25 protein-coding genes are annotated in these 25937 nt (G+C 42.6%); 24 read left to right on the forward strand and 1 reads right to left on the reverse strand.

What is annotated here, in order from left to right:
* Position 1: 1 nt before the first annotated feature.
* The 3 genes from GT508_RS03530 to GT508_RS03540 all read left to right on the forward strand — a co-directional run bounded on the left by GT508_RS03530 (position 2) and on the right by GT508_RS03540 (position 3508).
* Positions 2 to 2044 carry a HelD family protein gene (locus GT508_RS03530; protein ID WP_161143570.1) on the forward strand — a complete coding sequence of 681 codons (2043 nt, stop codon included), beginning with the start codon at positions 2 to 4 and terminating at the stop codon, positions 2042 to 2044.
* 20 nt (positions 2045 to 2064) lie between these two features.
* The gene (gene rlmH, locus GT508_RS03535) at positions 2065 to 2544 is read left to right on the forward strand and encodes a 23S rRNA (pseudouridine(1915)-N(3))-methyltransferase RlmH (protein ID WP_028085962.1); all 480 of its coding nucleotides are present in this window, start codon (positions 2065 to 2067) and stop codon (positions 2542 to 2544) included.
* Between the two features lie 91 nt (positions 2545 to 2635).
* Positions 2636 to 3508, forward strand: a complete 873-nt coding sequence (locus GT508_RS03540; RefSeq protein ID WP_118224041.1) for a YitT family protein — start codon at positions 2636 to 2638, stop codon at positions 3506 to 3508.
* An 18-nt stretch (positions 3509 to 3526) separates the two neighbouring features.
* Here GT508_RS03540 and GT508_RS03545 read toward each other — a convergent pair whose 3' ends face one another.
* The gene (locus tag GT508_RS03545) at positions 3527 to 3928 is read right to left on the reverse strand and encodes a hypothetical protein (protein ID WP_055284259.1); all 402 of its coding nucleotides are present in this window, start codon (positions 3926 to 3928) and stop codon (positions 3527 to 3529) included.
* A 168-nt stretch (positions 3929 to 4096) separates the two neighbouring features.
* On the opposite strand from GT508_RS03545, the gene ppk1 reads away from it, so the two are divergent.
* From ppk1 to GT508_RS03650, 21 genes are all read left to right on the forward strand, one after another.
* Entirely contained in the window at positions 4097 to 6139 is a 2043-nt protein-coding gene (ppk1, locus tag GT508_RS03550; RefSeq protein WP_161143571.1) for a polyphosphate kinase 1, read from the forward strand.
* Between the two features lie 66 nt (positions 6140 to 6205).
* The gene (locus tag GT508_RS03555) at positions 6206 to 6478 is read left to right on the forward strand and encodes a YabP/YqfC family sporulation protein (protein WP_161143572.1); all 273 of its coding nucleotides are present in this window, start codon (positions 6206 to 6208) and stop codon (positions 6476 to 6478) included.
* 11 nt (positions 6479 to 6489) lie between these two features.
* Positions 6490 to 7605 (forward strand): sporulation protein YqfD, encoded by a 1116-nt coding sequence (locus GT508_RS03560; protein WP_161143573.1) that lies wholly within the window; start codon positions 6490 to 6492, stop codon positions 7603 to 7605.
* A gap of 150 nt (positions 7606 to 7755) precedes the next feature.
* Complete coding sequence (locus GT508_RS03565; RefSeq protein WP_118224049.1) at positions 7756 to 8769, forward strand: PhoH family protein; 1014 nt, start codon at positions 7756 to 7758, stop codon at positions 8767 to 8769.
* On the forward strand, positions 8766 to 9260 hold the full coding sequence (gene ybeY, locus GT508_RS03570; protein WP_055284254.1) for an rRNA maturation RNase YbeY: 495 nt from the start codon (positions 8766 to 8768) through the stop codon (positions 9258 to 9260). Before GT508_RS03565 ends, ybeY begins: the two co-directional genes overlap by 4 nt.
* A gap of 46 nt (positions 9261 to 9306) precedes the next feature.
* Positions 9307 to 10977 carry a putative polysaccharide biosynthesis protein gene (locus tag GT508_RS03575; protein ID WP_161143574.1) on the forward strand — a complete coding sequence of 557 codons (1671 nt, stop codon included), beginning with the start codon at positions 9307 to 9309 and terminating at the stop codon, positions 10975 to 10977.
* 2 nt (positions 10978 to 10979) lie between these two features.
* A complete protein-coding gene (locus GT508_RS03580; RefSeq protein ID WP_118224051.1) occupies positions 10980 to 11801 on the forward strand; it encodes a pyridoxamine kinase in 822 nt (273 codons plus the stop codon).
* Positions 11802 to 11848: 47 nt separating this feature from the next.
* Entirely contained in the window at positions 11849 to 12217 is a 369-nt protein-coding gene (locus GT508_RS03585; protein WP_055284251.1) for a hypothetical protein, read from the forward strand.
* A 31-nt stretch (positions 12218 to 12248) separates the two neighbouring features.
* Complete coding sequence (locus GT508_RS03590) at positions 12249 to 12470, forward strand: DUF896 domain-containing protein (RefSeq protein ID WP_028085951.1); 222 nt, start codon at positions 12249 to 12251, stop codon at positions 12468 to 12470.
* On the forward strand, positions 12439 to 13020 hold the full coding sequence (locus GT508_RS03595) for a 5-formyltetrahydrofolate cyclo-ligase (RefSeq protein ID WP_226850300.1): 582 nt from the start codon (positions 12439 to 12441) through the stop codon (positions 13018 to 13020). Before GT508_RS03590 ends, GT508_RS03595 begins: the two co-directional genes overlap by 32 nt.
* 49 nt (positions 13021 to 13069) lie before the next feature.
* Positions 13070 to 13252, forward strand: a complete 183-nt coding sequence (locus GT508_RS03600) for a DUF4250 domain-containing protein (RefSeq protein ID WP_055284249.1) — start codon at positions 13070 to 13072, stop codon at positions 13250 to 13252.
* Positions 13253 to 13333: 81 nt separating this feature from the next.
* The gene (miaB, locus tag GT508_RS03605) at positions 13334 to 14779 is read left to right on the forward strand and encodes a tRNA (N6-isopentenyl adenosine(37)-C2)-methylthiotransferase MiaB (protein ID WP_161143575.1); all 1446 of its coding nucleotides are present in this window, start codon (positions 13334 to 13336) and stop codon (positions 14777 to 14779) included.
* A 69-nt stretch (positions 14780 to 14848) separates the two neighbouring features.
* Positions 14849 to 15307: a putative ABC transporter permease gene (locus GT508_RS03610; RefSeq protein WP_055284247.1), complete on the forward strand. Its 459-nt coding sequence runs from the start codon at positions 14849 to 14851 to the stop codon at positions 15305 to 15307.
* A 28-nt stretch (positions 15308 to 15335) separates the two neighbouring features.
* Positions 15336 to 17984: a DNA mismatch repair protein MutS gene (gene mutS, locus GT508_RS03615; RefSeq protein ID WP_330412548.1), complete on the forward strand. Its 2649-nt coding sequence runs from the start codon at positions 15336 to 15338 to the stop codon at positions 17982 to 17984.
* Between the two features lie 3 nt (positions 17985 to 17987).
* Entirely contained in the window at positions 17988 to 19979 is a 1992-nt protein-coding gene (mutL, locus tag GT508_RS03620; RefSeq protein ID WP_161143576.1) for a DNA mismatch repair endonuclease MutL, read from the forward strand.
* Between the two features lies 1 nt (position 19980).
* Positions 19981 to 20925: a tRNA (adenosine(37)-N6)-dimethylallyltransferase MiaA gene (miaA, locus tag GT508_RS03625; RefSeq protein WP_161143577.1), complete on the forward strand. Its 945-nt coding sequence runs from the start codon at positions 19981 to 19983 to the stop codon at positions 20923 to 20925.
* Positions 20919 to 21215, forward strand: a complete 297-nt coding sequence (locus GT508_RS03630; RefSeq protein ID WP_161143578.1) for a hypothetical protein — start codon at positions 20919 to 20921, stop codon at positions 21213 to 21215. Before miaA ends, GT508_RS03630 begins: the two co-directional genes overlap by 7 nt.
* A gap of 62 nt (positions 21216 to 21277) precedes the next feature.
* Positions 21278 to 22561, forward strand: a complete 1284-nt coding sequence (locus GT508_RS03635; protein ID WP_161143579.1) for a methionine gamma-lyase family protein — start codon at positions 21278 to 21280, stop codon at positions 22559 to 22561.
* 42 nt (positions 22562 to 22603) lie between these two features.
* A complete protein-coding gene (locus GT508_RS03640) occupies positions 22604 to 23845 on the forward strand; it encodes an NAD(P)/FAD-dependent oxidoreductase (protein ID WP_161143580.1) in 1242 nt (413 codons plus the stop codon).
* 24 nt (positions 23846 to 23869) lie between these two features.
* Positions 23870 to 25501 (forward strand): NAD(P)/FAD-dependent oxidoreductase, encoded by a 1632-nt coding sequence (locus GT508_RS03645; RefSeq protein WP_161143581.1) that lies wholly within the window; start codon positions 23870 to 23872, stop codon positions 25499 to 25501.
* A gap of 142 nt (positions 25502 to 25643) precedes the next feature.
* Complete coding sequence (locus GT508_RS03650; protein ID WP_028085939.1) at positions 25644 to 25904, forward strand: DUF4321 domain-containing protein; 261 nt, start codon at positions 25644 to 25646, stop codon at positions 25902 to 25904.
* Positions 25905 to 25937 lie beyond the last annotated feature (33 nt).

The raw sequence follows: 25937 nt of genomic DNA on the forward strand, positions 1-25937 counted from the left end.
TATGACAGAATTAGATTTAACAGACGGAAAGATATTTTTAAATAAAGTAACAGAGAAGATCCGCACACGCCTGGCCGAAGTAGATGCATCCATCGAAGCCGGACAGAAAGACATCCAGAGTATGAATGAATACTACTGGGAGAATTACACCGAGATGGATGAATACGGCTATGAAAATTATGACAACCAGCAAGCTCTTTTACACCAGGTCAATGACAATCAGGAAAAACTGAAGATGCAGCACCGGCTTCGTAAAATGTTGGAAGCTCCGTTTTTCGGACGTGTGGATTTTATCTATGATGGCGAAGACGAACCGGAGATATTCTATATCGGCATCGGTAACTTTGCGGAACGTACGGGTATGCTGCCTTTGATCTATGACTGGAGAGCACCGGTCAGCGGGCTTTTTTACGATTATGACAAAGGCCCTGGATCTTATGAGGCACCAGCCGGACTGATCGAAGGTGAAATTGCCGCCAAATGGCAGTATAAAGTAAAAAATGGAAAAATGGTCTATGCATTTGAAAGCGATACCAAGATTGATGACGATATTTTAAAACAGGAACTGGGAACCAACAGTGATGTGCAGCTGAAAAATATCGTACGTACGATCCAGAAAGAACAAAATGCCATCATTCGTAATACACAGGATCGGATCCTTGCAATTCAGGGGGCGGCCGGAAGCGGCAAGACTTCCGTTGCATTACACAGGATCGCATACCTGTTGTATCACGACAGAGAACATTTAAAATCCTCTAATATACTGATCCTTTCTCCCAACAGTGTTTTTTCGGACTATATTTCTCATATTCTTCCGGAACTGGGCGAGGAAAATATTCAGGAGATGAGTTTTGATCTGTTCGCATACCGGGAATTGAAAGGTATCGTTCCGGACTGTGAAGATCGCTATGACCAGCTGGAAAGAACCATGAAGCTTCAGGACCCGTATCTGACAGAACGCTTTGAAGAGAAGCAGTTGGAAGGCTTTGTCGGAATGATGGAAGGATTTCTCGCAAGCCTGGAAGATGAACTGATGGATTTTCGAACGATTGAATATAAAGGAATTCAAAAGACGGAAGAAGAGCTTATTAATCTGTTTTATTTCAAGTTCCAGAATGCCCCGTTGCTTAGCCGTATGGATGCGATCCGGGATTATTGTGTGGATGAATATGAGACATTACTTGGACGTGACCTTAGCGAAGAGGAACTTCTGATCGTGCAGAATAAGTTTGACAAGATGTATGTGACAAAAGATATCTATAAGATCTACGGATGGTTTCTGGAAGAATGCGGCTATCCGGCACTTCCGGATGTCGAATACGAAAAGCGCAAGCTGGAATACGAAGATGTATTTCCGGTGTTATATCTGAAGTACCGTCTGACCGGAAAAGCTGTGCATAACCACATCAAGCATCTGGTCATTGATGAAATGCAGGATTATTCTTATCTGCAGTATGTGATCCTGAATCAGATCTTCAAATGCCGGATGACAATCCTCGGCGATAAGGCCCAGACACTGGATGAACAGATGCGAGATGTATTACAGTTCCTTCCGGGGGTGTTCGATCAGAAGATCCATAAGATTGTAATGAATAAAAGTTACAGAAATACGATGGAGATTGCCAGATACGCTGAAAAACTAACCGGTGTAAAAGACGTGGAACTTTTAAAGCGTCATGGAAAAGAAGTCATTGAAGAGAATTTCCAAAATGAAGATGCTGTGCTGGATGAGATCTTTTTAAAAGCAAAACTTGGAGAAGACAAGTATGAGACTGCTGCCATTATTACCATGACGGAAGCAGAAGCGTTCACATTGTATCAGATGTTAAAAGCCCGCGGCGAAGAAGTGCACTATATTGACCGCAACAGTTCTGCATTCAAAAAAGGGCTTACCGTCACAACCTTTTATCTTGCGAAAGGACTGGAATTCGATCAGGTATTCGGAATCTTCCGGGATATTGAAAATCCGATGCAGAACCAGGCAAAATATATCTGTGCAACAAGAGCATTGCATGAATTATATATGTATCAGATAACAGAATAGTATATAGAAAGAACAATAGAATGAAGATAACATTAATCACAGTAGGAAAAATAAAAGAAAAATACTTAAAAGACGCGATTGCAGAATACAGCAAACGTCTGAGCCGTTACTGCAAACTAGAGATCATCGAAGTAGCAGATGAAAAGACACCGGATAACGCAAGTGAGACTGTAGAAGACGGCATCCGTGATAAAGAAGGTGAACGGATTCTCAAATATGTCAAAGATGATGCCTATGTCATTACACTTGAAATCAAGGGAAAACTGTTGACATCCGAAGAATTGGCAGAAAAGATCGATACACTAGGAATCCAGGGATCCAGTCACATTATATTTATCATTGGTGGTTCGATCGGACTTGGAAAAGAAGTGCTGAAACGTTCAGACTATGCACTGAGTTTTTCAAAGATGACATTTCCACATCAGCTAATGCGGGTAATTCTGCTGGAACAGATTTACAGAAGCTACCGTATTATCAGCCATGAGCCATATCATAAGTAAACTGCCGAAATAGAAGAAAAATCTTGTATCAAAATCCATCATCCTTTATACTAATATGGATGAAAATGTCAGGAGAGGGTATGATATAACTATGAAACACTTAAATTTCAAAAATCTGTGCATGATCTTACTTGGGAATACGATCTATGCACTTGCAATCGTCATGTTTATTCTGCCAAATAATATGATCACAGGCGGGACAACAGGGCTTGGTATTGCGATCCATCATTATTTCGGACTTCCAATCCATAGTTTTGTATTGCTATTCAATACACTGATGTTCCTGCTCGGAGCGGCTGTCCTTGGAATGAAATTTGCACTTACAACATTGGTCAGTACCTTTTATTATCCGGTTATTCTGGGAGTGCTGGAGCAAATGCCTGCACTTCAGAATGTAACAGACGATAAGATGTTATCTACTATATGCGGTGGTCTGATGATCGGGATGGGGATCGGCGTCGTGATCCGGTGCGGAGCCTCTACCGGAGGAATGGATATTCCGCCGCTGGTTCTGAACAAGAAGTTTGGTCTTCCGGTATCTGTGATGCTGTACGCATTTGATTTTGTTATCTTAATCTCACAGATGCTCTTCACCAATAAAGAAGAGATTGTATATGGTATCTTGTTGGTACTGATTTACACAGTCATTTTAGACAAGGTGCTTCTGATGGGATCTACACGTACAAAAGTAGAGATCATGACAGAAAAATATGAAGAGCTGAACCGTCTGATCCAGGAGCAGCTTGACCGTGGAACAACACTTGTCTACACACAGACCGGATATCTGAAAAATGATCAGCCGATGATCCTTACCGTTGTATCCAACCGCGAACTGATGCGGCTGAACCAGCTGGTACAGGAGACTGATCCACATGCATTTATGATTATCGGAAATGTAAATGAAGTACGAGGAAGAGGATTTTCACAGCAGAAAGTCTATAAAAAAGAACAGGAAGAAAGATAAGAAAAAAAGCTGGTATTTTTAGCCAGCTTTTTTCTTACGTTCTTTACAGATCCATCTGGAATCCTGATATATAAAATGCCAGTATTCAAAGATCTTTTCGGATGTATTACTATCTTTTCCCCGGACAACAACCCAGATATCTTTTGGATCGGATTCCTGTTCTGTATGTTCTTCATCCGCAAAATCCGGAGCTTTTACAGGAGAAACTGTTGTAAACTTAATGTGTTCCGATTTGATATTTTTCTCTATCTCTTCCTGAATGCTCAGATAGCCATCGGTAATCCCGATCTGCCGGTACTGCTCGGCAAGACGGATTCTTTTGTTTCTCCCCGCAAGGATAAGATACGTAACAATGGATGTGATGATCGATGCAACAATAACAAGTGCCAATATGATCAAAACAAGAAATGATGTATGCATAGAAAAAACCTCCTTAAAATATATGGATTTCAAAACCATACTATCTGACCTTGATGCAATGATGCAGGCTGATTTTACATAGATTTAACGTAAATCTAATAATCGTTTGGAAATACTATGATACATTAGAAACATTGAAAATGCAATACAAAGAAAGGTGAAAAAGTTATGAGTAAGATATATATGAACCGGGAACTTTCCTGGTTAAAGTTTAATGAACGTGTTCTTGAGGAGGCAGAGAACCCGGAAGTTCCGTTGTGCGAAAGACTGACATTCGCATCGATTTATCAGAGCAATCTGGATGAATTCTTCATGGTGCGTGTGGGCTCTTTATATGATCAGACACTTCTCGATAAGAAGATCTGCGAAAACAAGACAGGAATGACATCGCAGGAACAGATTGATGCAATTTTAAAGCAGACTAAATTGATCAACAAGAGAAAAGAAGCCGTATACGAAGAACTGATGGCATGTGTGGCAGAGCAGGGAATCCGTATTTTGCGTTTTAATGAACTGGATGAAGACGGTGCCCGTTATCTGGAAGGTTATTTTAAGTCAGAGATCGCACCGCTTATTTCGCCTACTGTTATCGGAAGGAGACAGCCATTTCCATTTTTGAAAAACAAAGAGATCTATGCGGTAGCGGTACTCGGTGCAAAAGGGAAAAAAGACCGTCTCGGAATCATTCCATGTACAAGCAATATTTTCGGACGTCTGATCGCAGTACCGGGTATGCCTGGCACATATATGCTAGCTGAAGAACTGATCCTTCATTTTGCACCGGTTGTATTCAAAGGGTATAAGATCAAATCCAAATCTTTGCTGCGCATCACAAGAAATGCTGACATTGATGCGGATGCTTTATACGATGAAGATCTGGACTACCGCGAATTCATGGCAGGTCTGATCAAACAGCGTAAGAAACTGGCTCCGATCCGTCTGGAACTTTCCAGAGATATGGACAAAAAAGGAATTGCCGTATTGTGCGAGTATCTGGAACTGGATGAAAATCATGTATTCATGTCCTCAACACCATTGGATCTTTCGTTCGTATTCCAGATCCAGGATCTACTGAGAAAAAATCCGGAATTATATTTTCCAAAAAGAACACCTCAGAAATCTGATCAGTTTCAGGATGGAAAGAGCATTATAGCACAGATCAAAGAAGAAGATAAACTGTTATCTTATCCTTATGAATCCATCCGTCCGTTTTTGCATTTGCTGACAGAAGCTGCCGAAGACCCGGATGTTATCTCGATCAAAATGACCTTATACCGTGTTGCAAAGCAGAGTAAAGTTGTAGAGGCATTGATAGAGGCCGCAGAAAATGGAAAAGAGGTCGTTGTATTAGTTGAACTTCGTGCCCGCTTTGATGAAGAAAATAATATTGAATGGTCCAGACGTCTGGAAGATGCCGGATGTCAGGTAATCTATGGATTAGACGGATATAAAGTGCATTCAAAACTCTGCCTGATCACTAGAAAAAATGCAGGACAGGTAGAATATATCACCCGGATTGGTACCGGTAATTATAATGAAAAAACTTCCCGATTATATACGGATCTCTCTTTGATGACATCCAATGTAGAGATCGGGCTGGAAGCTTCCAATGTATTTCAGGCACTGTCGAAGGGAGAAGTTGTTGAACATACTAGGCATCTTCTTGTAGCACCGAAGTGTCTGCAGAATAAAGTGCTGGGTATGCTGGACGAAGAGATCGCACATGCAAGAAACGGAGAAGAAGCTTATGCAGGATTCAAACTGAATTCCCTTACGGATAAAAAGATCATCGACAAACTGATCGAGGCTTCTGAGGCCGGAGTCAAGATCAATATGATCATCCGCGGTATCTGCTGCCTGATCCCCGGAGTGGAAGGAAAGACAGAAAACATCCGTATCATCAGCATTGTCGGAAGATTCCTGGAACATTCCAGAATCTATATCTTCGGAAGCAAAGAAAGAAGGAAATATTACATTGCATCTGCAGATTTCATGACCAGAAATACTGTACGGCGTGTAGAGGTTGCTGCACCGGTATATAATGACAAACTGAAAACAAAATTACAGGAAATGTTCGACGTTATGCTTTCTGATAATCAGAAAGCAAGAAAACTGGAAGCAGATGGAAATTATCACCGTGTGAGTAATGATCTTACACCGGTAAATGCACAGGAATATTTTTACGCTGAGGCATACCACGAGATTCCTTAAATCCGGGCAGGTATATATCCGTGCCGGAATGCATAAAGTGATATAAATCACAGAAGTGGTATGGATATGAATCGTCAGGAATGGAAAGAAAAAGCGGCGGAAATGTCGGGAGTCCCAAAAGATGTAGCAATGGGGCTCCCGATTCTTACGATTACCGGTACGGATGAACTATGTGTGGAAAATTACAGAGGAATAACGGAATATACAGATCAGATTATCCGGCTGCAGACCAAATGCGGACAGATTAAAATCGGCGGCAGGAAACTGGAAATCATCTATTACACCAATGATGAGATGATGATTCACGGTCACATCAGGACGATCGAATACCAAACATAGGAGGGACCGCTGTGTTTGAACAGTTCATCTGGTATCTGAAAGGCTATGTCCGGATACGTGTGTCAGGATATTCACCCGAACGTTTTCTGAACGCCTGCCGTTATAAAAACATCTATATATGGGATCTAAAACGTGTCTGTGGAGCATATGAAATGAATCTATCAGTCAGTGGGTATCGCAGACTGAAGGAAATTATAAGGAAGACCGGCACAAAGGTTTGTATCATCCGCCGCAGCGGTCTTCCTTTTCTTTTTCACCGCTACCGGAAACGTCATATACTGTTTTCCGGATTTATTCTCTGTATTTGTCTTATCCTTTTTATGACACGTTATATCTGGGGAATTGATATCCGCGGGAACCTGTCGTATACGGATGATACTTTAAAGAAATTTCTGGCATCCGAACAGATTAAAAATGGTATGAAAAAGACAAATGTAGACTGTCAGAAGATTGTCCGGGATCTAAGGCGCACATATGACGGGATCATATGGGTATCTGCTTCCATAGATGGCTGCAGGCTGGTCATTCAGATAAAAGAAAACGAAGACGGCCTTGCGGATAACAGCATTATATCCCGGATAAACGACCAGTCTACAGATATCATTGCCGACATTGACTGCACCATCACAAGTATTACTACCAGAACCGGCATCGCACAGGTAAAAAAAGGTGTACAGGTAAAAAAAGGTGATCTTCTGGTATCAGGACAGATTCCCATCTGCAATGATGCAAAAGAAATCACAGGGTACTCACCCTGCAGATCGGATGCTGACATATCCGGCGAAACCTGTATTCCGTATCAAAAGACGCTCTCAAAAAACTATTTCGAAAAAGAATATTACAAATCAAGATATCATTTTATCCAGAAAAAAGAATATGCAGTCCGGGCAGGAAGATATATGATCCGAATAGGTTCTGTAAAAAACACATATCCTTATTTTGAAAAGCACATCTTCCAGTGGCAGTTCAGGCCGTTGAATATATTCCCTCTTACCTTCGAAGAAATTACAGTAACTCCTTACCGGAAAAGACATAAGAATTATACAAAAACGCAAATCCGGAAGATATTATCCGGAGATTTTCAGAATTACTGTAAAGAAATGAAGAAAAAAGGGGTAGAAATTTGAAGAAATGATGTTAAAATATACACAGGGTCTGAGACGTACTCTGCAAAAGGAACACTGAAGGTCAGATGCTCCGTTGGAAAGCAGGTTCCGTCCACACCGCTTCCGCCGGACTATATTGCGGAAGACGACACAAAGAATGGAGACTAATGCATGGGATTAATGGAGACAGTCATCGATATACCTGCAGAACACGAAGCCAATGTGTTCGGACAGTTCGATGCATATGCAAAAAAAATAGAACGCGCTCTTCATGTAACACTGATCGCAAGAGGTGAAAGTGTCAAGATCATGGGAGATGCTTTGAAAGTAGAAAAAGCAAAAAAAGTGCTGGATCAGCTTGTAGAACTTTCAAAGAGAGGCAACACGATCCAGGAACAGAATGTAGATTACACTCTGGCACTGGTTATGGAAGACAGCGAAGAAAACGTACTGGAGATCGATAAAGATATTATCTGCCATACCTTACAGGGAAAACCGATCAAGCCGAAGACACTCGGTCAGAAAAAATACGTCGATGCAATCCGTAAACAGATGATCGTATTCGGACTCGGACCGGCCGGTACCGGTAAGACTTACCTTGCGATGGCAATGGCGATCACTGCATTCAAGAACAATGAAGTAGGACGTATCATACTGACACGTCCGGCAATCGAAGCAGGAGAGAAGCTTGGATTCCTTCCGGGCGACCTTCAGAGTAAGATCGATCCTTATTTGCGTCCCCTCTATGATGCACTGTATCAGATCATGGGTGCGGAAAGCTTTATAAAGAATTCGGAAAAAGGTCTGATCGAGGTTGCTCCGCTTGCTTACATGCGTGGCCGTACATTAGATAATGCCTTTATTATTCTGGATGAAGCACAGAACACAACACCGGCACAGATGAAGATGTTTCTTACCCGAATCGGTTTCGGCTCAAAAGTCGTGATCACTGGTGACGCAACACAAAAAGACCTTCCGTCCGGACAGGTGTCCGGTCTTGATGTGGCGGCAAAAGTTATAAAAGATATCGAAGATATCAGTATCTGTCACCTTACCAGCAAGGACGTTGTACGTCATCCACTGGTACAAAAAATCGTAAAAGCATACGAAGATTACGAAAGCAGACAAAATCGTCGCGGTAATGACGCAAAATACAAAGGAAAAGATAAGAGGCGAAAATCATGACATTATACTTTGAAGAAGAAGGCGAAATAAAGCTTCCTCTGGAATGCGAAACACTTGCAAAGAAAGTAGTAGAAGAAGCATTGGATTATGTAAATTGTCCGTACGAAGCACAGGTGAATCTGCTACTGACAGAAAATGAACAGATTCATGAAATGAACAGAGAATTCAGAGGCATTGACCGTGCGACCGATGTACTGTCTTTTCCGATGATCGACTATCCGGAACCCGGAACATTTGATTTTCTGGAAGAGGAAGAAGATTGTTTTGATCCGGAAAGCGGAGAACTGACGCTGGGGGATATCGTGATATCAAAAGAAAAAGTTCTTTCGCAGGCAGAAGAGTACGGGCATAGTCCAAAGAGAGAATATGCTTTTCTTATTGCCCATTCTGTGTTACACTTAACAGGTTATGACCATATGGAAGAGGAAGAACGTCAGGTAATGGAACAGAAACAGCGTGAGATCATGGAACGCCTGGACATTCTGAGATAATCATTGATCTTAATAATTTTTTACAAAACGATGGAGTTAAAGCTGTATGTCGGAACAACATAAAAAAAATGAAAAAAATTTCCTGATACAGGGATCGATTCTTGCAATTGCCGGAGTTATCACAAAGCTGATCGGAGCCTTTTACCGGATTCCGCTTTTGAATATTATCGGAACAGAAGGAAACGGATATTATTCGGTTGCATTTTCAATTTATTCAGTTGCATTGATGCTGACTTCGTACAGTCTGCCGTTAGCTGTGTCAAAGCTTGTATCGGCAAGAGTGGCTGTCGGCGAATATAAAAATGCAAACAAAATCTTCCGGGGTGCTATGACCTTTGCACTTCTTGCCGGTGGAATTGTCTCTCTTCTGGTATTTTTCGGAGCAGATTTTATTGCAACAACCATTATGCATCTTGACATGAGTGCCTATGCGCTCCGTGTTCTCGCACCGTGTATCCTGATCGTAGCACTTCTCGGGGTGTTACGCGGATTTTTCCAGGGAATGGGATCTATGATCCCGACAGCAATCTCACAGGTGATCGAGCAGATTGTAAATGCTGTTGTATCGATCGCAGGTGCATATTTATTATTCAATGCAGGAAGAGCTGTCGGAAAGACCAGAGGCGATAAATCCTTCGGTCCTGCCTATGCGGCAGCAGGCGGAACACTCGGAACAGTCCTTGGTGCATTGAGCGCCTTGATATTTGTCGGATTCATTTTTCTCGCATACCACAAAGTATTCAAAAAGAAAATGAAACGCGATCATTCAGGGAAAAGAGAAAGTTACAGAACCGTATACAAAGTGTTGTTTGTGACCATCGCACCTGTCATTTTAAGTGCAACGGTATATAATATCAGTGATTTTGTAGATACTGCACTTTTTAACAATGTCATGGCTGCCCAGGGATTCAGCAAAAAAGAATACGCAAGTCTTCTTGGAATCTTTCAGGGACAGTACAGTACAATGATCAATGTGCCGCTCTCTATTTCAAGTGCACTTGCCGCCTCACTGGTGCCGAGCCTGGTTGCCACTGTACAGACCGGTAACCGTAAGCAGGTACATAACAAGATTAATACTGTAAGCCGTTTCAACATGTTGATCGCAATCCCATGTGCAGTTGGATTTATCACACTTGCAAAACCGATCCTGAATTTATTATATTTTACACAGGATAATACTACAGCAGCACGGATGCTTCAGATGGGGGCGCTTTCAGTTGTCTTTTTCTGTCTGTCAACAGTGACCAACTCTGTATTACAGGGACTGGATGATATGATGACACCGGTAAAAAATGCGGCAATTTCACTGGTGATCCATATCGTGACATTATTCCTGATGCTGGTAGTACTAAAATGGAACATTTATGCGGTTGTATTAAGTAAGATCATATTCTCCGGAGCAATCTGCATACTGAACGCGAAAGCACTTCGTGACAGAATCGGTTATGTTCAGGAGAAAAAGAAAACATTCTTAATCCCGACACTTGCTTCCCTGATCATGGGTGTGATCGCAATTGTGATTCATCTGATCTTCGAATTATTCGCTGGTCCGTATATTGCAACAATCATTGCACTTCTGGCAGCCGTTGCAGCATATGGAGTATCTATCGTTGCACTTGGCGGGATTACGGAAGAAGAATTACTTGGCATGCCAAAAGGAGCAGCCCTTGTGACAATATGCCGGAGACTACATTTGATAAGAGGGGAATACAAGTAAGTATGAGACCAGTAAAAAAAATTGCTCTGTTACATGATATCTGCGGTGTCGGCAAGGCAGCCATGATGAATATGACACCGATCTTAAGCATGATGGGAATCGAGGTATGTCCGGTACCGACAGTACTGTTATCAACACATACCGGTGGCTATGGCACTCCGGCGGTCTGCCATGTACCCGGAGACTATATACGTGCATGTGCAGATCATTACAAGAAAGAACATATTACATTTGATGCTATTTTTGTCGGATACCTTGGAAAAGCTGATGTAATTGATGCCGTCATCTATTTCATTAGTCAATTTCCGGACACAAAGGTTATTTTAGATCCTATCATGGGTGATCACGGAGTTTATTATACAAATTTTGACGAATCTTATGGTGCTGCAATGCGGAAAATCCTTCCGTATGCAGACATAATTCTGCCAAATCTGACAGAAATGTATCTGCTCGCCGGAAAAGAATATCAGCTCACAGGCAATCACAGAAATGTACTGCATTTGTGTGAAATCCTCCGTGAATTGGGAGCAAAAAACATGATCATTACCAGCGTTCCAAAAGACGACTGTAAAAAGGGTATCGTGTTATACGAAGACAATGCATTTCTTTATATCGGAAATGGTGAAAACCTGAAAGAATTTCATGGAGCCGGAGACGCATTTGACGGAATGTTCCTGGCAAAGCTTCTGCAGGGAAATTCCCTTTTGGAAAGTGTACAGGCTTCGCATGCGTTTGTTTGTGCCTGTATCAGAGAAAGCGAAAAGTATGACTATCCGGAACGGGAAGGCCTTTTAATTGAAAGAACATTGAAGAAAATTGTATAAATAGGGTGAGTTGAGCGAATACTGTACTCAAAAAAGGAGTCTTCATTATGAAAAACAAGTATGGTATTGGCTTTTTACTGTTTCTGATCCTCATCGTATTCGGAATCACCTGTGCTTATCAGCTTAGCTTAAACAGGGGAAAACGTGAAATTCAGGCAGAGAAAACAGCGGAGAAGCAAAAAACACAAGATCTTTCTATTGCCGCAGATGGACAGGCTTTAAAAGAAGACTGTTACTATCTGAAATCTCTGAATGGCTATGTAGTCGTATATCTGAATGATAAAAAAACGGTATATGAATACACAGATATTCCACTGGATGGTCTTCCTGAGACACTGCAGCAGGAGATCCATAATGGAAAATACGTTGAGACATCAGCAGCCCTATACGGATTTCTCGAGAATTATTCGAGTTAAATCTGAGTATATTAAGGAAGGACAAAAGATAATGGATGATAAGAAAGTAGCAAGAATCAATGAATTATATCACAAGTCTAAAGCCGAAGGTCTGACACCGGAGGAATTAAAAGAACAGCAGATATTGAGAAAAGAATACATTGATTCTTTCAAAAGAAATCTGCGCGGACAGCTAAACAACATTTCTATAAAGGAAAAAGACGGAAGTATTACGAATTTGGGTGAGAAATTTGGAAACAAAAAAGGAAATTAGACATAAGATCATCCGTCTCAGAAAAGAGATGGATCCGCTTGTGTGGCAACAGGCCACCAATACTATCACGGAAACAGTGATTAATCATCCACTGTTTTTAGAAGCGACTGACATCTACTGTTATGCGAATTACAATGGCGAAACCGGAACCTTGGCAATCATGGAGGAAGCCTGGAAACTGGGTAAAAGTGTATGGTTTCCAAGAGTCGAGGGCAGCGAGATGAATTTTTATCTGGTAGAACAAAAAGAGGATCTGCAGCCTGGTGCATATGGAATTCTGGAACCGACAGGTGAATACAAAGCCGACGGATATGACGGACTTCTGATCATGCCGGGTGTCGCTTTTGACGAAGAATGTCACCGAATCGGATATGGCGGCGGTTTTTATGACAAATATCTGGAAAAACATCCGGATCTGCATACGATTGCAGTTGCTTTTGAATTGCAGATGTACAGAGAACTGCCTTTTGAGGAACATGATATAAAACCGGAAAAAGTTATTACAGAAAAGCATATCTATCCATTGGAATCAGGTGAATGTTTTTTGTAATTTCTGATTAAGATATGAAAAAATATAATACTTAAAGGAGTGAGCCAGAATGGCAAACGGATTACCCAGAGATCCCATGCTGTTACTCAGTGTGGTCAATACAAAACTAAGAGACTATTATCACAGCCTGGATGCTTTATGTGACGATATGAATGTCAATAAAGAAGAAATTATAAGTGCTTTGAAGTTGATTGATTATGCATATGATTCAGACATACAGCAATTTGTCTAGATTGCCATACATTCTGCAAAAAGCTGTTGTCTTCACTTTCTGTGAAAGATTAATAATGAATAATACAAAGGAGCAAAGAGAATGCTTAATACTATGAATTACGATATAGATATTACAAAAGAACCGCCTGCGGATGATACTGCCCGTCAGTATTATTTTATCGAAAAAGCAAAAGCTTATGTACAGCGCGAATCCGAAGAACTGGGACGTCCGCTGACATTCTGTGTCACAACATTCGGTTGTCAGATGAACGCCCGTGATTCCGAAAAACTCTGTGGAATCCTGGAAAAGATCGGTTATGTAGAAGCGCCTGAAGATGAGGCTGACTTTATCATTTTCAACACCTGTACGGTAAGAGAGAACGCCAACATGCGTGTCTACGGACGTCTCGGACAGTTAAAACCAAGAAAGAAGAAAAATCCGCATATGATGATCGGTCTCTGCGGCTGTATGATGCAGGAACCGGAGGTTGTAGAAAAGCTGAAAACAAGTTACCGCTATGTGGATATTATCTTCGGAACACATAATATTTTCAAATTTGCCGAACTGATCGTGACACGGTTTGAATCACAACGTATGGTGATCGATATCTGGAAAGATACCGACAAGATTGTTGAAAACCTTCCGAATGACCGCAAATATTCCTTTAAATCCGGAGTAAATATCATGTTCGGATGCAATAATTTCTGCAGTTACTGTATCGTCCCATATGTACGTGGAAGAGAAAGAAGCCGTGACCCGGAGGCAATCCTATCGGAAATCCGCCAGCTGGTTGCAGATGGTGTGGTTGAAGTCATGCTGCTTGGTCAGAACGTTAATTCATACGGAAAGAATCTGGAAAATCCGATTACGTTTGCCCAGCTTTTGGAAAAGATCGAGCAGATCGAAGGATTGGAGCGTATCCGTTTTATGACGTCTCATCCAAAGGATTTATCTGATGAACTCATTGAAGTTATGGGAAGATCCAAAAAGATCTGCAAACACCTGCATCTGCCGGTACAGTCCGGAAGCAGCAGGATCTTAAAGAAGATGAATCGTCATTATACAAAAGAGCAGTATCTGGAACTGGTAGAAAAAATCCGCAAGAATGTTCCGGATGTGTCTCTTACAACTGATATCATCGTTGGTTTCCCGGGAGAGACAGAAGAAGACTTCGAAGAAACTATGGATATTGTAAGAAAAGTGCGTTATGACAGCGTATTCACTTTCATCTATTCAAAACGTACCGGAACACCTGCCGCCGTGATGGAAGACCAGATACCGGAAGATGTGGTCAAAAACCGTTTTGACCGACTGCTGAAAGAAGTACATACGATTGCGGCAGAAGTATGCGCTGTACATGAAGGAAGCATTCAGACCGCTCTGATCGAATCGGTAAGTGAACACGACCCATCCATGGTAACAGGACGTTTAAGTAATAATCTGCTGGTACACATCAAAGGTGATAAGGGAATGATCGGACGGCTTGCCGATGTCAGACTGACGGAATGCAAAGGTTTCTATTATCTGGGAGAACTGGCAGAATAAATGTATTATAATTAACCATGAAAACGCTCAAACTATGTAATATCAACAAGATAGTGAGGGCGTTTTTGTATGAAAAAAATCAGTGAGTATTTATTTTTGTGGGGGATCGGTGGCTGGATCTATTATACGCTGGAAATTCTTTTCCGTGGTTTTTCCCACTGGTCCATGTTCGTGCTGGGCGGGATCTGTATGATGTTTTTCTCCTATCAGGGACAGCAGGTACACTGGCAGGATGATTTTCTTCTGCAGGTATTCCGCTGCAGCATCTTTGTAACAGCAGCAGAATTCATTACAGGTATTATCGTAAATAAATGGTTTGCGCTTCATGTATGGGATTACAGCTGTATGCCATTTCAGTTGTTTGGTCAGATATGTCTGCCGTACACCATGCTATTTACATGTCTCTGCGCAGCAGGGATCTATCTGAGCGCCAATATTCTTTATCTTCTGTATGATGAAGAAAAGCCTCAGTTTTTGAAAAAATCTATCCTTTTAAATTCAAAATATAAATGCTATAATGAAATGTAAAATTTAAATGATCAGAGGAGTAAAAAAAGTGGCAGAATTAACACCAATGATGCAGCAATATATGCAGACGAAAAAAGAATATCCGGACTGCATCCTCTTTTATAGATTGGGAGACTTTTATGAAATGTTCTTTGACGATGCGTTGACTGCATCCAAAGAACTGGAGATTACATTAACCGGAAAGAACTGCGGACTGAAAGAACGCGCACCAATGTGCGGTGTCCCGTATCACGCAGTGGACGGATATCTGAACAGACTGGTATCCAAAGGTTATAAAGTGGCCATCTGTGAACAGTTGGAAGATCCGGCTGCTGCAAAAGGAATTGTAAAAAGAGATGTTGTAAGAATCGTAACCCCTGGAACCAACCTGGACACGCAGGCACTGGATGAAACAAAGAATAATTATATCATGTGTATCGCTTACGCATCGGATCATTACGGCGTATCTGTCGCCGATGTATCAACCGGCGAGTACATGGTAACCGAGATTGAAAATTCTGAGAAATTGTTTGACGAGATCTATAAGTTCATGCCGTCAGAGCTGATCTGTAATGAAGCCTTTTATATGAGCGGTATGGATTTTGAATTGTTAAAAGAAAAGCTTGGAATTACCGTATATTCTCTGGATTCATGGTATTTCGACGATGCAGTCTGTGAACGTGTTTTGAAAGAACATTTCCATGCCGGTACGATTGAAGGACTGGGACTTACCGATTATGACTGCGGTGTAATTGCAGCCGGTGCACTCATGCAGTATTTGGTGGAGACACAAAAACGAGATTTATCACACATTTCCCACCTGACAATCTATGCTTCTGGAAAATATATGCTTTTGGACAGCTCAACCAGACGAAATCTGGAGCTGTGTGAAACACTGCGTGACAAACAGAAAAGAGGTTCCCTCCTGTGGGTGCTGGATAAGACGAAGACTGCCATGGGTGCAAGAACCCTGCGCAAATATATTGAACAGCCGTTGATTGACAAGAGCGCTATTGAAAAACGACTGGATGCTGTAGATGAATTAGTGAAAAATGCAATTTCCAGAGAGGAGATCCGTGAATACCTTTCACCGGTCTATGATCTGGAACGGCTTGTGTGCAGGATCACATATCAGTCTGCGAATCCAAGAGATCTGATCGCATTCCAAAGTTCTCTTGCAATGCTTCCGCATATAAAATATATCTTGAATGATATGCAGACACCTCTTTTAAAGGAATTGAATGAAGAACTGGATACGCTCGGAGATCTATGCAAGCTGGTCAGTGATTCCATCAAAGAAGATCCGCCGATCGCCATGAAAGAAGGCGGCATTATCAAAGACGGTTACAATGCAGAAGTGGACAAACTCCGCAACGCCAAATCTGACGGGAAAGACTGGCTGGCAAAGCTGGAAACAGAAGAACGTGAAAAGACCGGTATCAAGAACCTGCGTATTAAATATAACAAAGTATTCGGCTATTATCTGGAAGTTACCAATTCATTCAAAAATCTGGTGCCGGATTATTACACAAGAAAACAGACGCTTGCCAATGCAGAGCGCTATATCATACCGGAATTAAAAGAGCTGGAAGATACGATTCTTGGTGCAGAAGATAAGTTGTATGCTCTTGAATACCAGCTTTATTCCGAGGTCAGAGATACTATCGGAAAAGAAGTTGTCCGCATCCAGAAGACGGCTAAAGCCATTGCAAAATTAGACGCATTTGCCTCTCTTGCACTGGTTGCAGAACAAAATAATTATGTCAGACCAAAGATGAATGACAAAGGACTCATTGATATCAAAGACGGCCGTCATCCGGTAGTCGAAAAGATGATCTCCAATGACATGTTCATCTGTAACGATACATATCTGAATGACAAAAAGGAACGGATTTCCATTATTACGGGTCCGAATATGGCCGGTAAATCAACATACATGAGACAGACAGCCCTGATTGTCCTGATGGCACAGATCGGTTCGTTTGTCCCTGCTTCTTCGGCAAATATCGGTGTGGTTGACCGTATCTTTACCCGTGTAGGTGCTTCAGATGACCTTGCAAGCGGACAGAGTACCTTCATGGTGGAGATGACAGAAGTGGCCAATATTCTCCGAAATGCGACGAATAAGAGCCTTCTGATCCTTGATGAGATTGGGCGCGGTACCAGTACCTTTGACGGTTTGAGTATCGCCTGGGCAGTGATTGAATATATCAGTAACAGCAAATTGTTAGGAGCAAAAACTTTATTTGCAACACATTATCATGAGCTGACTGAACTGGAAGGAAAAATTGAAAATGTTAACAATTACTGTATTGCAGTAAAGGAAAAAGGTGACGATATCATCTTCCTGCGTAAGATTGTCAAGGGCGGTGCGGATAAAAGTTACGGAATCCAGGTTGCAAGGCTTGCAGGTGTTCCGCAGTCAGTTACAGACAGGGCAAAAGAGATCGTAGAAGAACTGGTACAGGCAGATGTAACCGGTAAGATCAAAGAGATCGAAGTGCAGGGGCAGGAAGCATCCAAACCAAAGGCAAAGCATTTTGATGAGGTAGATCTTGCCCAGATGTCACTTTTTGATACTGTAAAAGATGATGATGTCATCAAGGAGATCAAAGAACTGGATCTTGCCAATCTGACTCCGATCGATGCATTGAATACATTATATCAACTTCAGAACAAACTAAAAAACAGGTGGTAAACGATGAGTAAAATTCAGGTGTTAGACCCGATTACAATTGATAAGATTGCAGCAGGAGAAGTGATCGAACGACCGGCTTCTGTTGTAAAAGAGCTGGTGGAAAATGCCATTGATGCCGGTGCTACAGCAGTTGTCGTAGAGATTAAGGATGGCGGAATCTCGTTCATGCGTATTACAGACAATGGCTGCGGAATAGACCGGGAAGATGTACGCTCTGCGTTTTTGCGGCACTCAACGAGTAAGATCCGTTCTGTCGATGATCTGCTTCACATCGGTTCACTGGGATTCCGCGGAGAGGCACTTTCCAGTATCTCGGCAGTTGCACAGGTAGAACTGATCACAAAAACAAAAGATCAGACATTTGGCACGTTATACCGTATTGCAGGCGGCAAAGAAGAAACTCTGGAAGATACCGGTGCACCGGATGGAACAACCTTTATCATACGGCAGTTGTTTTATAACACACCTGCCCGAAGGAAGTTTTTGAAAACACCGATGACCGAAGCGAGCCATGTCGGAGACCTGATGACGCGACTTGCACTTTCTCATCCACACATTTCGTTTCAGTTTATTAATAACGGACAATCCAAATTACATACATCCGGTAACGGAAAGTTGAAAGATGTCATCTATCACATTTACGGACGCGAAATTGCTTCAAATCTTCTGCAAGCAGAATACGATACACCGGGACTTAAAATCACCGGATTTTTAGGAAAACCAATCATCTCCAGAGGAAACCGGAATTTTGAAAATTATTATGTGAATGGCCGGTATGCCAGAAACAGTATCATTTCCAGAGCCATCGAGGATGCATATAAGGATTTTACCATGCAGCATAAGTATCCGTTTGTGGTACTGCATATAGAGATTGACGGAGAACATGTAGATGTCAATGTACATCCGACGAAGATGGAACTACGCTTTAACAATCAACAGGAAGTCTATAACGCTATCTATTCGGCAGTTGATCAGGGACTTCACGAAAAAGAACTGATTCCGCATGTAGAGATGCCGGAACCAAAGCCTGCCGTCCAGTCTACACCGGAACCAAAGCCTGCTGTCCAATCTGCTCCGGAACCAAAGACAGCCGTCCAGTCTACACCGGAATCAAAGCCTGTCGCCCAATCTACTCCGGAACCAAAGACTGCCGTCCGATCTGCTCCGGAACATAATCTGGAATACTTCATGTCCAAAATGAAAGAACGGGTACTGGCAGAGCATGAAGAAAAGAAGAAAAAAGAAGAGGCTGTAACAAAACAACCGGTAAATACGATACAAACTATTGCAGAAGAAAAAACACTTTACATGCAGAATACTGCCGTCAGACCGCAAATATCAACACAGACAACTGCGCCAGAACCACCAAAACAAATGGAACTTTTCGAAGATCATCTGCTTACCAGAGAGGCCATGCAGAAATATAAAATAGTCGGTCAAGTATTCGAAACCTACTGGCTGGTAGAATACGATAACAGTCTGTATATTATCGATCAGCATGCAGCGCATGAACGGGTTCTGTATGAAAAAACTCTGAAATCTATGCAAACCAGGGAATTCACCTCGCAGATGATCAGTCCGCCGATTGTATTGAATTTAAGTATGCGGGAAGCAGAATTGCTGAACACTTATATGGACCGGTTTACAAGGATAGGGTTCGAGATTGAAGAGTTCGGACAGGACTCTTATGCAGTCCGTGCTGTTCCGGATAATCTGTTCAGTATTGCGAAAAAAGAACTACTGATCCAAATGCTGGACAGCCTTTCGGATGAGATTGCCCGCAATCAGTCTCCGGATCTCATTGATGAAAAGATTGCTTCGATGTCATGCAAGGCTGCCGTAAAAGGAAATATGAAATTATCCGTGCAAGAAGTTGATGCGTTGATCGGTGAACTGTTATCATTGGACAACCCCTATCATTGCCCGCATGGAAGACCAACCATTATCGCAATGACAAAGAGAGAATTAGAAAAGAAATTCAAGAGGATCGTATAAAATGAAGAAGAAACCACTAGTAGTACTAACAGGGCCTACGGCCGTCGGGAAGACAAAAGCTTCGATCGGACTAGCAAAAGTGATTGGCGGGGAGATTATTTCTGCCGATTCCATGCAGGTATACGAATACATGAATATTGGTTCTGCCAAGATACGCCCGGAAGAGATGCAGGGTGTTCCTCATTATCTGATAGATGATTTGAAACCATGGGATGAATTCCATGTCGTCCGATTTCAACAGATGGCTAAAAATGCAATGGAACAGATTTATGCCAACGGACATATTCCAATCGTTGTCGGCGGAACAGGATTCTATATCCAGGCATTACTGTACGATATTGATTTCACCGATACCGCCCAGGATGACACTTACCGGGCAGAGCTGGAAAATCTTGTAAAGGAAAAGGGGGCAGCATACCTGCATAATATGCTGCGAAAAGTTGATCCGAAATCCGCAGAAGATATTCATGCCAATAATGTGAAACGAGTGATCCGTGCGCTGGAATATTACCGTCAGACCGGGCAGAAAATGTCAGAGCACAACGAAGAGGAACGTCGGAAAGAATCCCCGTATGAATTCGTCTATTTTGTTCTGAATGCGCCAAGAGAGCAGCTGTATGCAAGAATTGACAGACGTGTAGACCAGATGATAGAAGAGGGACTCGTTGACGAAGTAAAACATTTGAAAGAACTTGGCTGTACGAAAGAGATGGTTTCTATGCAGGGGCTCGGTTATAAAGAAATCCTGGCATATCTTGACGGGGAATGTGATCTGGACACAGCTGTCTATACCATCAAACGTGACACCCGTCATTTTGCCAAACGTCAGCTCACCTGGTTCCGGCGCGAACGTCAGGTGACGTGGATTCAGAAAGAAGCGTATGATTATGATGAAGACAGGATCCTAAAGGCAATGCTCTCGCATCTGGAGGGAAAAATATGCTGAAGAAAAAGTTAAGAGGAAAATCCAAATTTTTGAGAAAAATGAATGAACTGATGGAAATATATTCACGTAATCAGGACACTGCTTTTGCTTACCGTGAACTGCTCGGCCTGGAATCCATGATCCGGTACGAAGGCGAGCAGGCAATGTTTGATCTTAATAAAGCTTCTCTTTTATATGACATGGGAAGATACCGTGAGGCAGAAACGGTTCTGAAACAGATTCCATCCATTAATCCAACATTTGATGCTATGTGTGAATCCCTGCGTTTCAAGCTGCTGGAAATCCGGTGATTTTCTCAAAATATTTACGACAAATCAAAATAAAAAATCAGAAAGAAGGATAAATATAGATTATGACACCAATCAACACAATTTACAGCGAAATGGGCATCCGCGAAACAGTCCTTTCGTTCGGAAATACAATAGAAAAAGACCTGAAAAACCGTTTTGAAAAAATTGATAAGATTGCCGAATACAATCAGTTAAAAGTAGTAAAAGCAATGCAGGATAACCGCGTCAGCGCAGGATGTTTTAACTATGCCAGCGGTTATGGTTATGATGACCAGGGAAGAGATACCCTCGAAAAAGTATATGCGTCTATTTTCCATACCGAAAGCGCTCTGGTACGTCCGCAGATCACTTGCGGAACACATGCACTGGCACTGGCTCTTGCAGCAAACCTAAGACCGGGTGATGAGCTTCTGGCACCTGCCGGAAAACCATATGATACACTGGAAGAAGTCATTGGTATCCGCCCGTCAAATGGATCCCTTGCAGAATATGGCATTACTTACTCTCAGGTAGATCTTCTGGAAGACGGAACCTTTGATTACGAAAATATCAAAAAAGCAATCAACGAGAAAACAAAGATGGTTGCAATCCAGCGCTCCAAAGGCTATCAGACACGACCGAGCTTTTCGGTTGAGCAGATTGGCGAGCTGATCGCATTTGTCAAACGGCTCAAACCGGATCTGATCTGTATGGTGGACAACTGTTACGGTGAGTTTGTCGAAACGATCGAACCAAGTGATGTCGGTGCAGATATGACAGTCGGCTCACTGATCAAGAACCCCGGCGGGGGACTTGCCCCGATTGGCGGGTATATCGCGGGTCGCGAAGATCTGATCGATGCATGCGGATACCGACTGACTTCCCCGGGCCTCGGAAGAGAGGTTGGTGCATCTCTTGGTATCATGAAAGATTTTTACCAGGGATTATTCCTTGCCCCGACAGTGGCAGCAGCTGCACTAAAAGGTGCGATCTTTGCAGCTAATATTTATGAAAAACTGGGGTTCCCTGTTATTCCAAACAGCACAGAAAGCAGACACGATATCATTCAGGCTGTAGAATTTGGAATTCCGGAAGGCGTCATTGAGTTCTGCAAAGGAATTCAGGCAGCAGCACCGGTCGATTCCTATGTGACTCCGGAACCATGGCCGATGCCGGGATATGATTCTGACGTTATCATGGCAGCAGGTGCTTTCGTTCAGGGATCATCCATCGAATTGAGCGCAGACGGACCGATCAAACCGCCGTATGCCGTATATTTTCAGGGAGGTCTCACCTGGCCGCATGCCAAGCTTGGAATACTGATGTCATTAGAGTATCTGGTACGTGCCGGAATTGTAACTTTGTAACCCTCAATATATATAATCATTGTAATATTTGGAAGAATAGATATGAAGAAAATAGCAATCATTGGCGGCGGTGCTTCCGGTCTTGTGGCGGCAATTGCAGCCGCAAGGACGAACCCGCAGGCACAGATCCTGATATACGAAAAGAAAGACAGCGCAGGCAAAAAAATCCTTGCAACCGGAAACGGGAGATGCAACCTGACAAACAAAGATATGAACGCCTCTTATTTCCACAGCGACAATCTTTCCGTTGTAGAAGAAGTATTACAGAAATTCGGCTATGAAGACACCATTGCGTTTTTCACATCTCTTGGGCTTCTGACAAAGGCAAGAGGAAATTACGTCTATCCTTATTCCGACCAGGCTTCCACCGTTCTTGATTTGTTGAAATCAGAACTGGATCGTCTGCATGTAAAAATAACCACTGATGTGACGGTGACGGGTATTAGTCCAACATCTCATGGTTTTACGGTCCTGACAGATCATCAAAAGCAAAAGGCAGATGCTGTAATCCTTGCCTGCGGCGGGAAAGCGAATTCCAAGCTCGGATCCGACGGAAGTGGTTATGCACTTGCAAAGCAGCTCGGACATACGATGGTTCCGGTCGTACCTGCTCTGGTTCAATTAAAAGTAAAGAATCATCCGTTTGCCAAAGCCGCAGGGGTCCGTACGGATGCTGTCGTAACTGCAGTATGCCATGGACAACCGGCAGCTTCCGATCACGGGGAATTACAGCTTACGGCTTACGGCATTTCCGGAATACCGGTTTTCCAGATCAGCCGCTATATTGCCAAATCTCTGTATTTAAAACAGGATGCAAAAGTGAACATTGATTTTCTGCCCGCTTTTACGGAAGAGGCATTTTTTGAGTTCTTGCTGAAACGTAAAAACGGAAGAGAGCAGATGACCTGCGCAGATTATCTTCTTGGAATCTTTCACCGGAAGCTGATCCCAAGATTTTTAGAGCAGGCACGCATCCGGATGCATACACTGACAGGTGATCTGTCGGATACACAGATAAAAAGTCTTGTTCAGGTAGTTAAGAATAACGTAGTAACAATTGATACCACTAATGGTTTTGATAATGCACAAGTCTGTGCCGGCGGAATCTCAACAGAAGAAATCACTCCCGACACTATGGAATCCCGTTATGTCCGGCACCTTTATCTTGCCGGGGAATTGCTGGATGTGGACGGCATCTGCGGAGGGTACAATCTGCAATGGGCCTGGGCGACCGGTTATCTTGCCGGAACTGCTGCTGCAAACGATATATCATCAGATAGATGACAAACTGTAAAGGAGTAAAAACATATGATTCGGATCAACCAGATGAAACTGAACATTGAACATACATCAGACGACTTTGAACGCAAGATTTTAAAAACACTTTGCATAAAAAAAGAGGAACTTCAGGGCTTTCAAATCTGCAAACAGTCGATCGATGCCAGAAAAAAGCCTGTTCTTTACTATGTCTATTCTGTAGATGTCCAGGTAAGAGATGAAGCAAAAGTTAAGAAAACGGTCAAAAATAATCAGATACAATTCCAGGTTAAGCCGGACAGCTACCATTTCGAAGTAAAAGGGACAAAGGAACTGACACACCGGCCGGTCATTATCGGAACAGGTCCTGCCGGACTGTTCTGTGGTTATATGCTCGCTACGCACGGATATCAGCCAATTCTTCTGGAACGCGGAGCCGATGTAGATCAGCGTACAAAAGATGTGGAAACATTCTGGGAAAACGGGCGGCTGAATCTTTCATCAAATGTTCAGTTCGGTGAGGGTGGCGCCGGAACATTTTCTGACGGAAAACTGAACACTCTGGTAAAAGACAAATTCGGACGCAACCATGAAGTACTACGTATCTTTGCCGAACACGGTGCTCCGGAATCCATCACCTACGAAAGCAAACCTCATATCGGTACCGATGTGCTCTCTGCAGTTGTAAAAGAAATGCGGAAATATATCTGTGCTCATGGTGGAGAAGTGCGGTTTCACTCACAAGTCACTGATATTCAGACACATTCCGACAACGGTCAAAAGATTCTCCGCAAACTTAAAATCTACGATTCGCAAAAGAAGGAAACATATCTGCTCGATACAGATCTTGCAGTTTTTGCCATTGGTCACAGTGCACGGGATACTTTTTCCATGTTATATCAGCATGGCCTTCCAATGCAGCCGAAGGCATTTGCTGTTGGTGTACGAATCGAGCATCCGCAGAAAATGATCAATCAGGATCAATACGGTAAGAATTATCCTTCCTTTCTTCCGGCAGCACCGTATAAACTGACCGCTAACCTCGATAATGGAAGAGGCGTATATACCTTCTGTATGTGTCCGGGCGGATATGTCGTAAATGCTTCTTCCGAAGAACACCGGCTTGCCGTTAACGGAATGAGTTACAGCCGCCGGGATAGCCAGAATGCCAATACTGCAGTGATCGTTACTGTTTCACCCGATGATTTTGGAAGTGATCATCCGCTCGCTGGTGTCGAATTCCAGAGAAAGCTTGAAGAAGCAGCATATCTCGAGGGAAACGGCAAAGTTCCGGTACAGTTATTTGGGGATTTCTGTGAAAACAGACCTTCTGTGCAGCTGGGTACAGTCACTCCGCATATAAAAGGTATGTATCAGCTTGCAAACGTCAGAAATATTTTTCCGGAATTCATTGCAGAGTCGCTGACAGAAGGAATTCAGATCTTTGACCACAAGCTTCCCGGATATGCGCGGTGCGATGCCGTCATCTCGGGAGTAGAAAGCCGGACTTCTTCGCCTGTACGACTCATAAGAGACCAATCCCTTCAGAGCGAAATCCGCGGGATCTATCCTTGCGGCGAAGGCGCAGGCTATGCAGGCGGGATTACCTCTGCGGCTATGGACGGAATCAAAGCAGCCGAAATGATTGCTTCCGTTTATCATCCGTTCAAGATGGAATCTTAATTTTTTATCTAATCTGATCATTTTATGTAAAAAAATGAAAAGAAGTTTAAGAATTTTTTAATATCATAAACCTATACACTTTTTCTGAAATGTGATAAAATGTATTGAGTTTTTTAGATAGGAAAAACGAGGAGGAGTACATATGAAAGGTGCAGGAAGTAAAAACGCCTGGGCTTTATTTCTGCTTCTGCTGGCAGGAGTAGTTCTTGGTGGCTTTATTGGTGAACTGGCAAAAGGGGTGCCGGCTTTATCCTGGCTGGGCTATGGACAATCTTTCGGGATAGACGATCCGATCGTTCTGAATCTCGGAGTAATGGTCATAACATTTGGTCTATCGATAAAGATAACCATGGCAAGTATCATTGGCGTGATTCTTTCCATTATCATATATCGTTTCTTATAATTTACAGAATCTGTCTTTTGACTGAGTCTGTAA

It is taken from the genome of Dorea sp. BIOML-A1, assembly GCF_009875615.1.
Taxonomy (GTDB): Bacteria; Bacillota; Clostridia; order Lachnospirales; family Lachnospiraceae; genus Dorea_A; species Dorea_A amylophila.

Bases quoted from the DNA above. Each gene is read 5' to 3' on its own strand.
- ppk1 (WP_161143571.1), top strand. From the start codon at position 4,097: ATGAGTAAGATATATATGAACCGGGAACTTTCCTGGTTAAAGTTTAAT.
- GT508_RS03590 (WP_028085951.1), top strand. From the start codon at position 12,249: ATGGATGATAAGAAAGTAGCAAGAATCAATGAATTATATCACAAGTCT.
- GT508_RS03575 (WP_161143574.1), top strand. From the start codon at position 9,307: ATGTCGGAACAACATAAAAAAAATGAAAAAAATTTCCTGATACAGGGA.
- GT508_RS03565 (WP_118224049.1), top strand. From the start codon at position 7,756: ATGGGATTAATGGAGACAGTCATCGATATACCTGCAGAACACGAAGCC.
- GT508_RS03610 (WP_055284247.1), top strand. From the start codon at position 14,849: ATGAAAAAAATCAGTGAGTATTTATTTTTGTGGGGGATCGGTGGCTGG.
- GT508_RS03635 (WP_161143579.1), top strand. From the start codon at position 21,278: ATGACACCAATCAACACAATTTACAGCGAAATGGGCATCCGCGAAACA.
- GT508_RS03650 (WP_028085939.1), top strand. From the start codon at position 25,644: ATGAAAGGTGCAGGAAGTAAAAACGCCTGGGCTTTATTTCTGCTTCTG.
- miaA (WP_161143577.1), top strand. From the start codon at position 19,981: ATGAAGAAGAAACCACTAGTAGTACTAACAGGGCCTACGGCCGTCGGG.
- GT508_RS03540 (WP_118224041.1), top strand. From the start codon at position 2,636: ATGAAACACTTAAATTTCAAAAATCTGTGCATGATCTTACTTGGGAAT.
- GT508_RS03585 (WP_055284251.1), top strand. From the start codon at position 11,849: ATGAAAAACAAGTATGGTATTGGCTTTTTACTGTTTCTGATCCTCATC.
- GT508_RS03600 (WP_055284249.1), top strand. From the start codon at position 13,070: ATGGCAAACGGATTACCCAGAGATCCCATGCTGTTACTCAGTGTGGTC.
- GT508_RS03640 (WP_161143580.1), top strand. From the start codon at position 22,604: ATGAAGAAAATAGCAATCATTGGCGGCGGTGCTTCCGGTCTTGTGGCG.
- miaB (WP_161143575.1), top strand. From the start codon at position 13,334: ATGCTTAATACTATGAATTACGATATAGATATTACAAAAGAACCGCCT.
- rlmH (WP_028085962.1), top strand. From the start codon at position 2,065: ATGAAGATAACATTAATCACAGTAGGAAAAATAAAAGAAAAATACTTA.
- GT508_RS03555 (WP_161143572.1), top strand. From the start codon at position 6,206: ATGAATCGTCAGGAATGGAAAGAAAAAGCGGCGGAAATGTCGGGAGTC.
- GT508_RS03580 (WP_118224051.1), top strand. From the start codon at position 10,980: ATGAGACCAGTAAAAAAAATTGCTCTGTTACATGATATCTGCGGTGTC.
- mutL (WP_161143576.1), top strand. From the start codon at position 17,988: ATGAGTAAAATTCAGGTGTTAGACCCGATTACAATTGATAAGATTGCA.
- GT508_RS03545 (WP_055284259.1), bottom strand. From the start codon at position 3,928: ATGCATACATCATTTCTTGTTTTGATCATATTGGCACTTGTTATTGTT.
- GT508_RS03530 (WP_161143570.1), top strand. From the start codon at position 2: ATGACAGAATTAGATTTAACAGACGGAAAGATATTTTTAAATAAAGTA.
- GT508_RS03630 (WP_161143578.1), top strand. From the start codon at position 20,919: ATGCTGAAGAAAAAGTTAAGAGGAAAATCCAAATTTTTGAGAAAAATG.
- GT508_RS03645 (WP_161143581.1), top strand. From the start codon at position 23,870: ATGATTCGGATCAACCAGATGAAACTGAACATTGAACATACATCAGAC.
- ybeY (WP_055284254.1), top strand. From the start codon at position 8,766: ATGACATTATACTTTGAAGAAGAAGGCGAAATAAAGCTTCCTCTGGAA.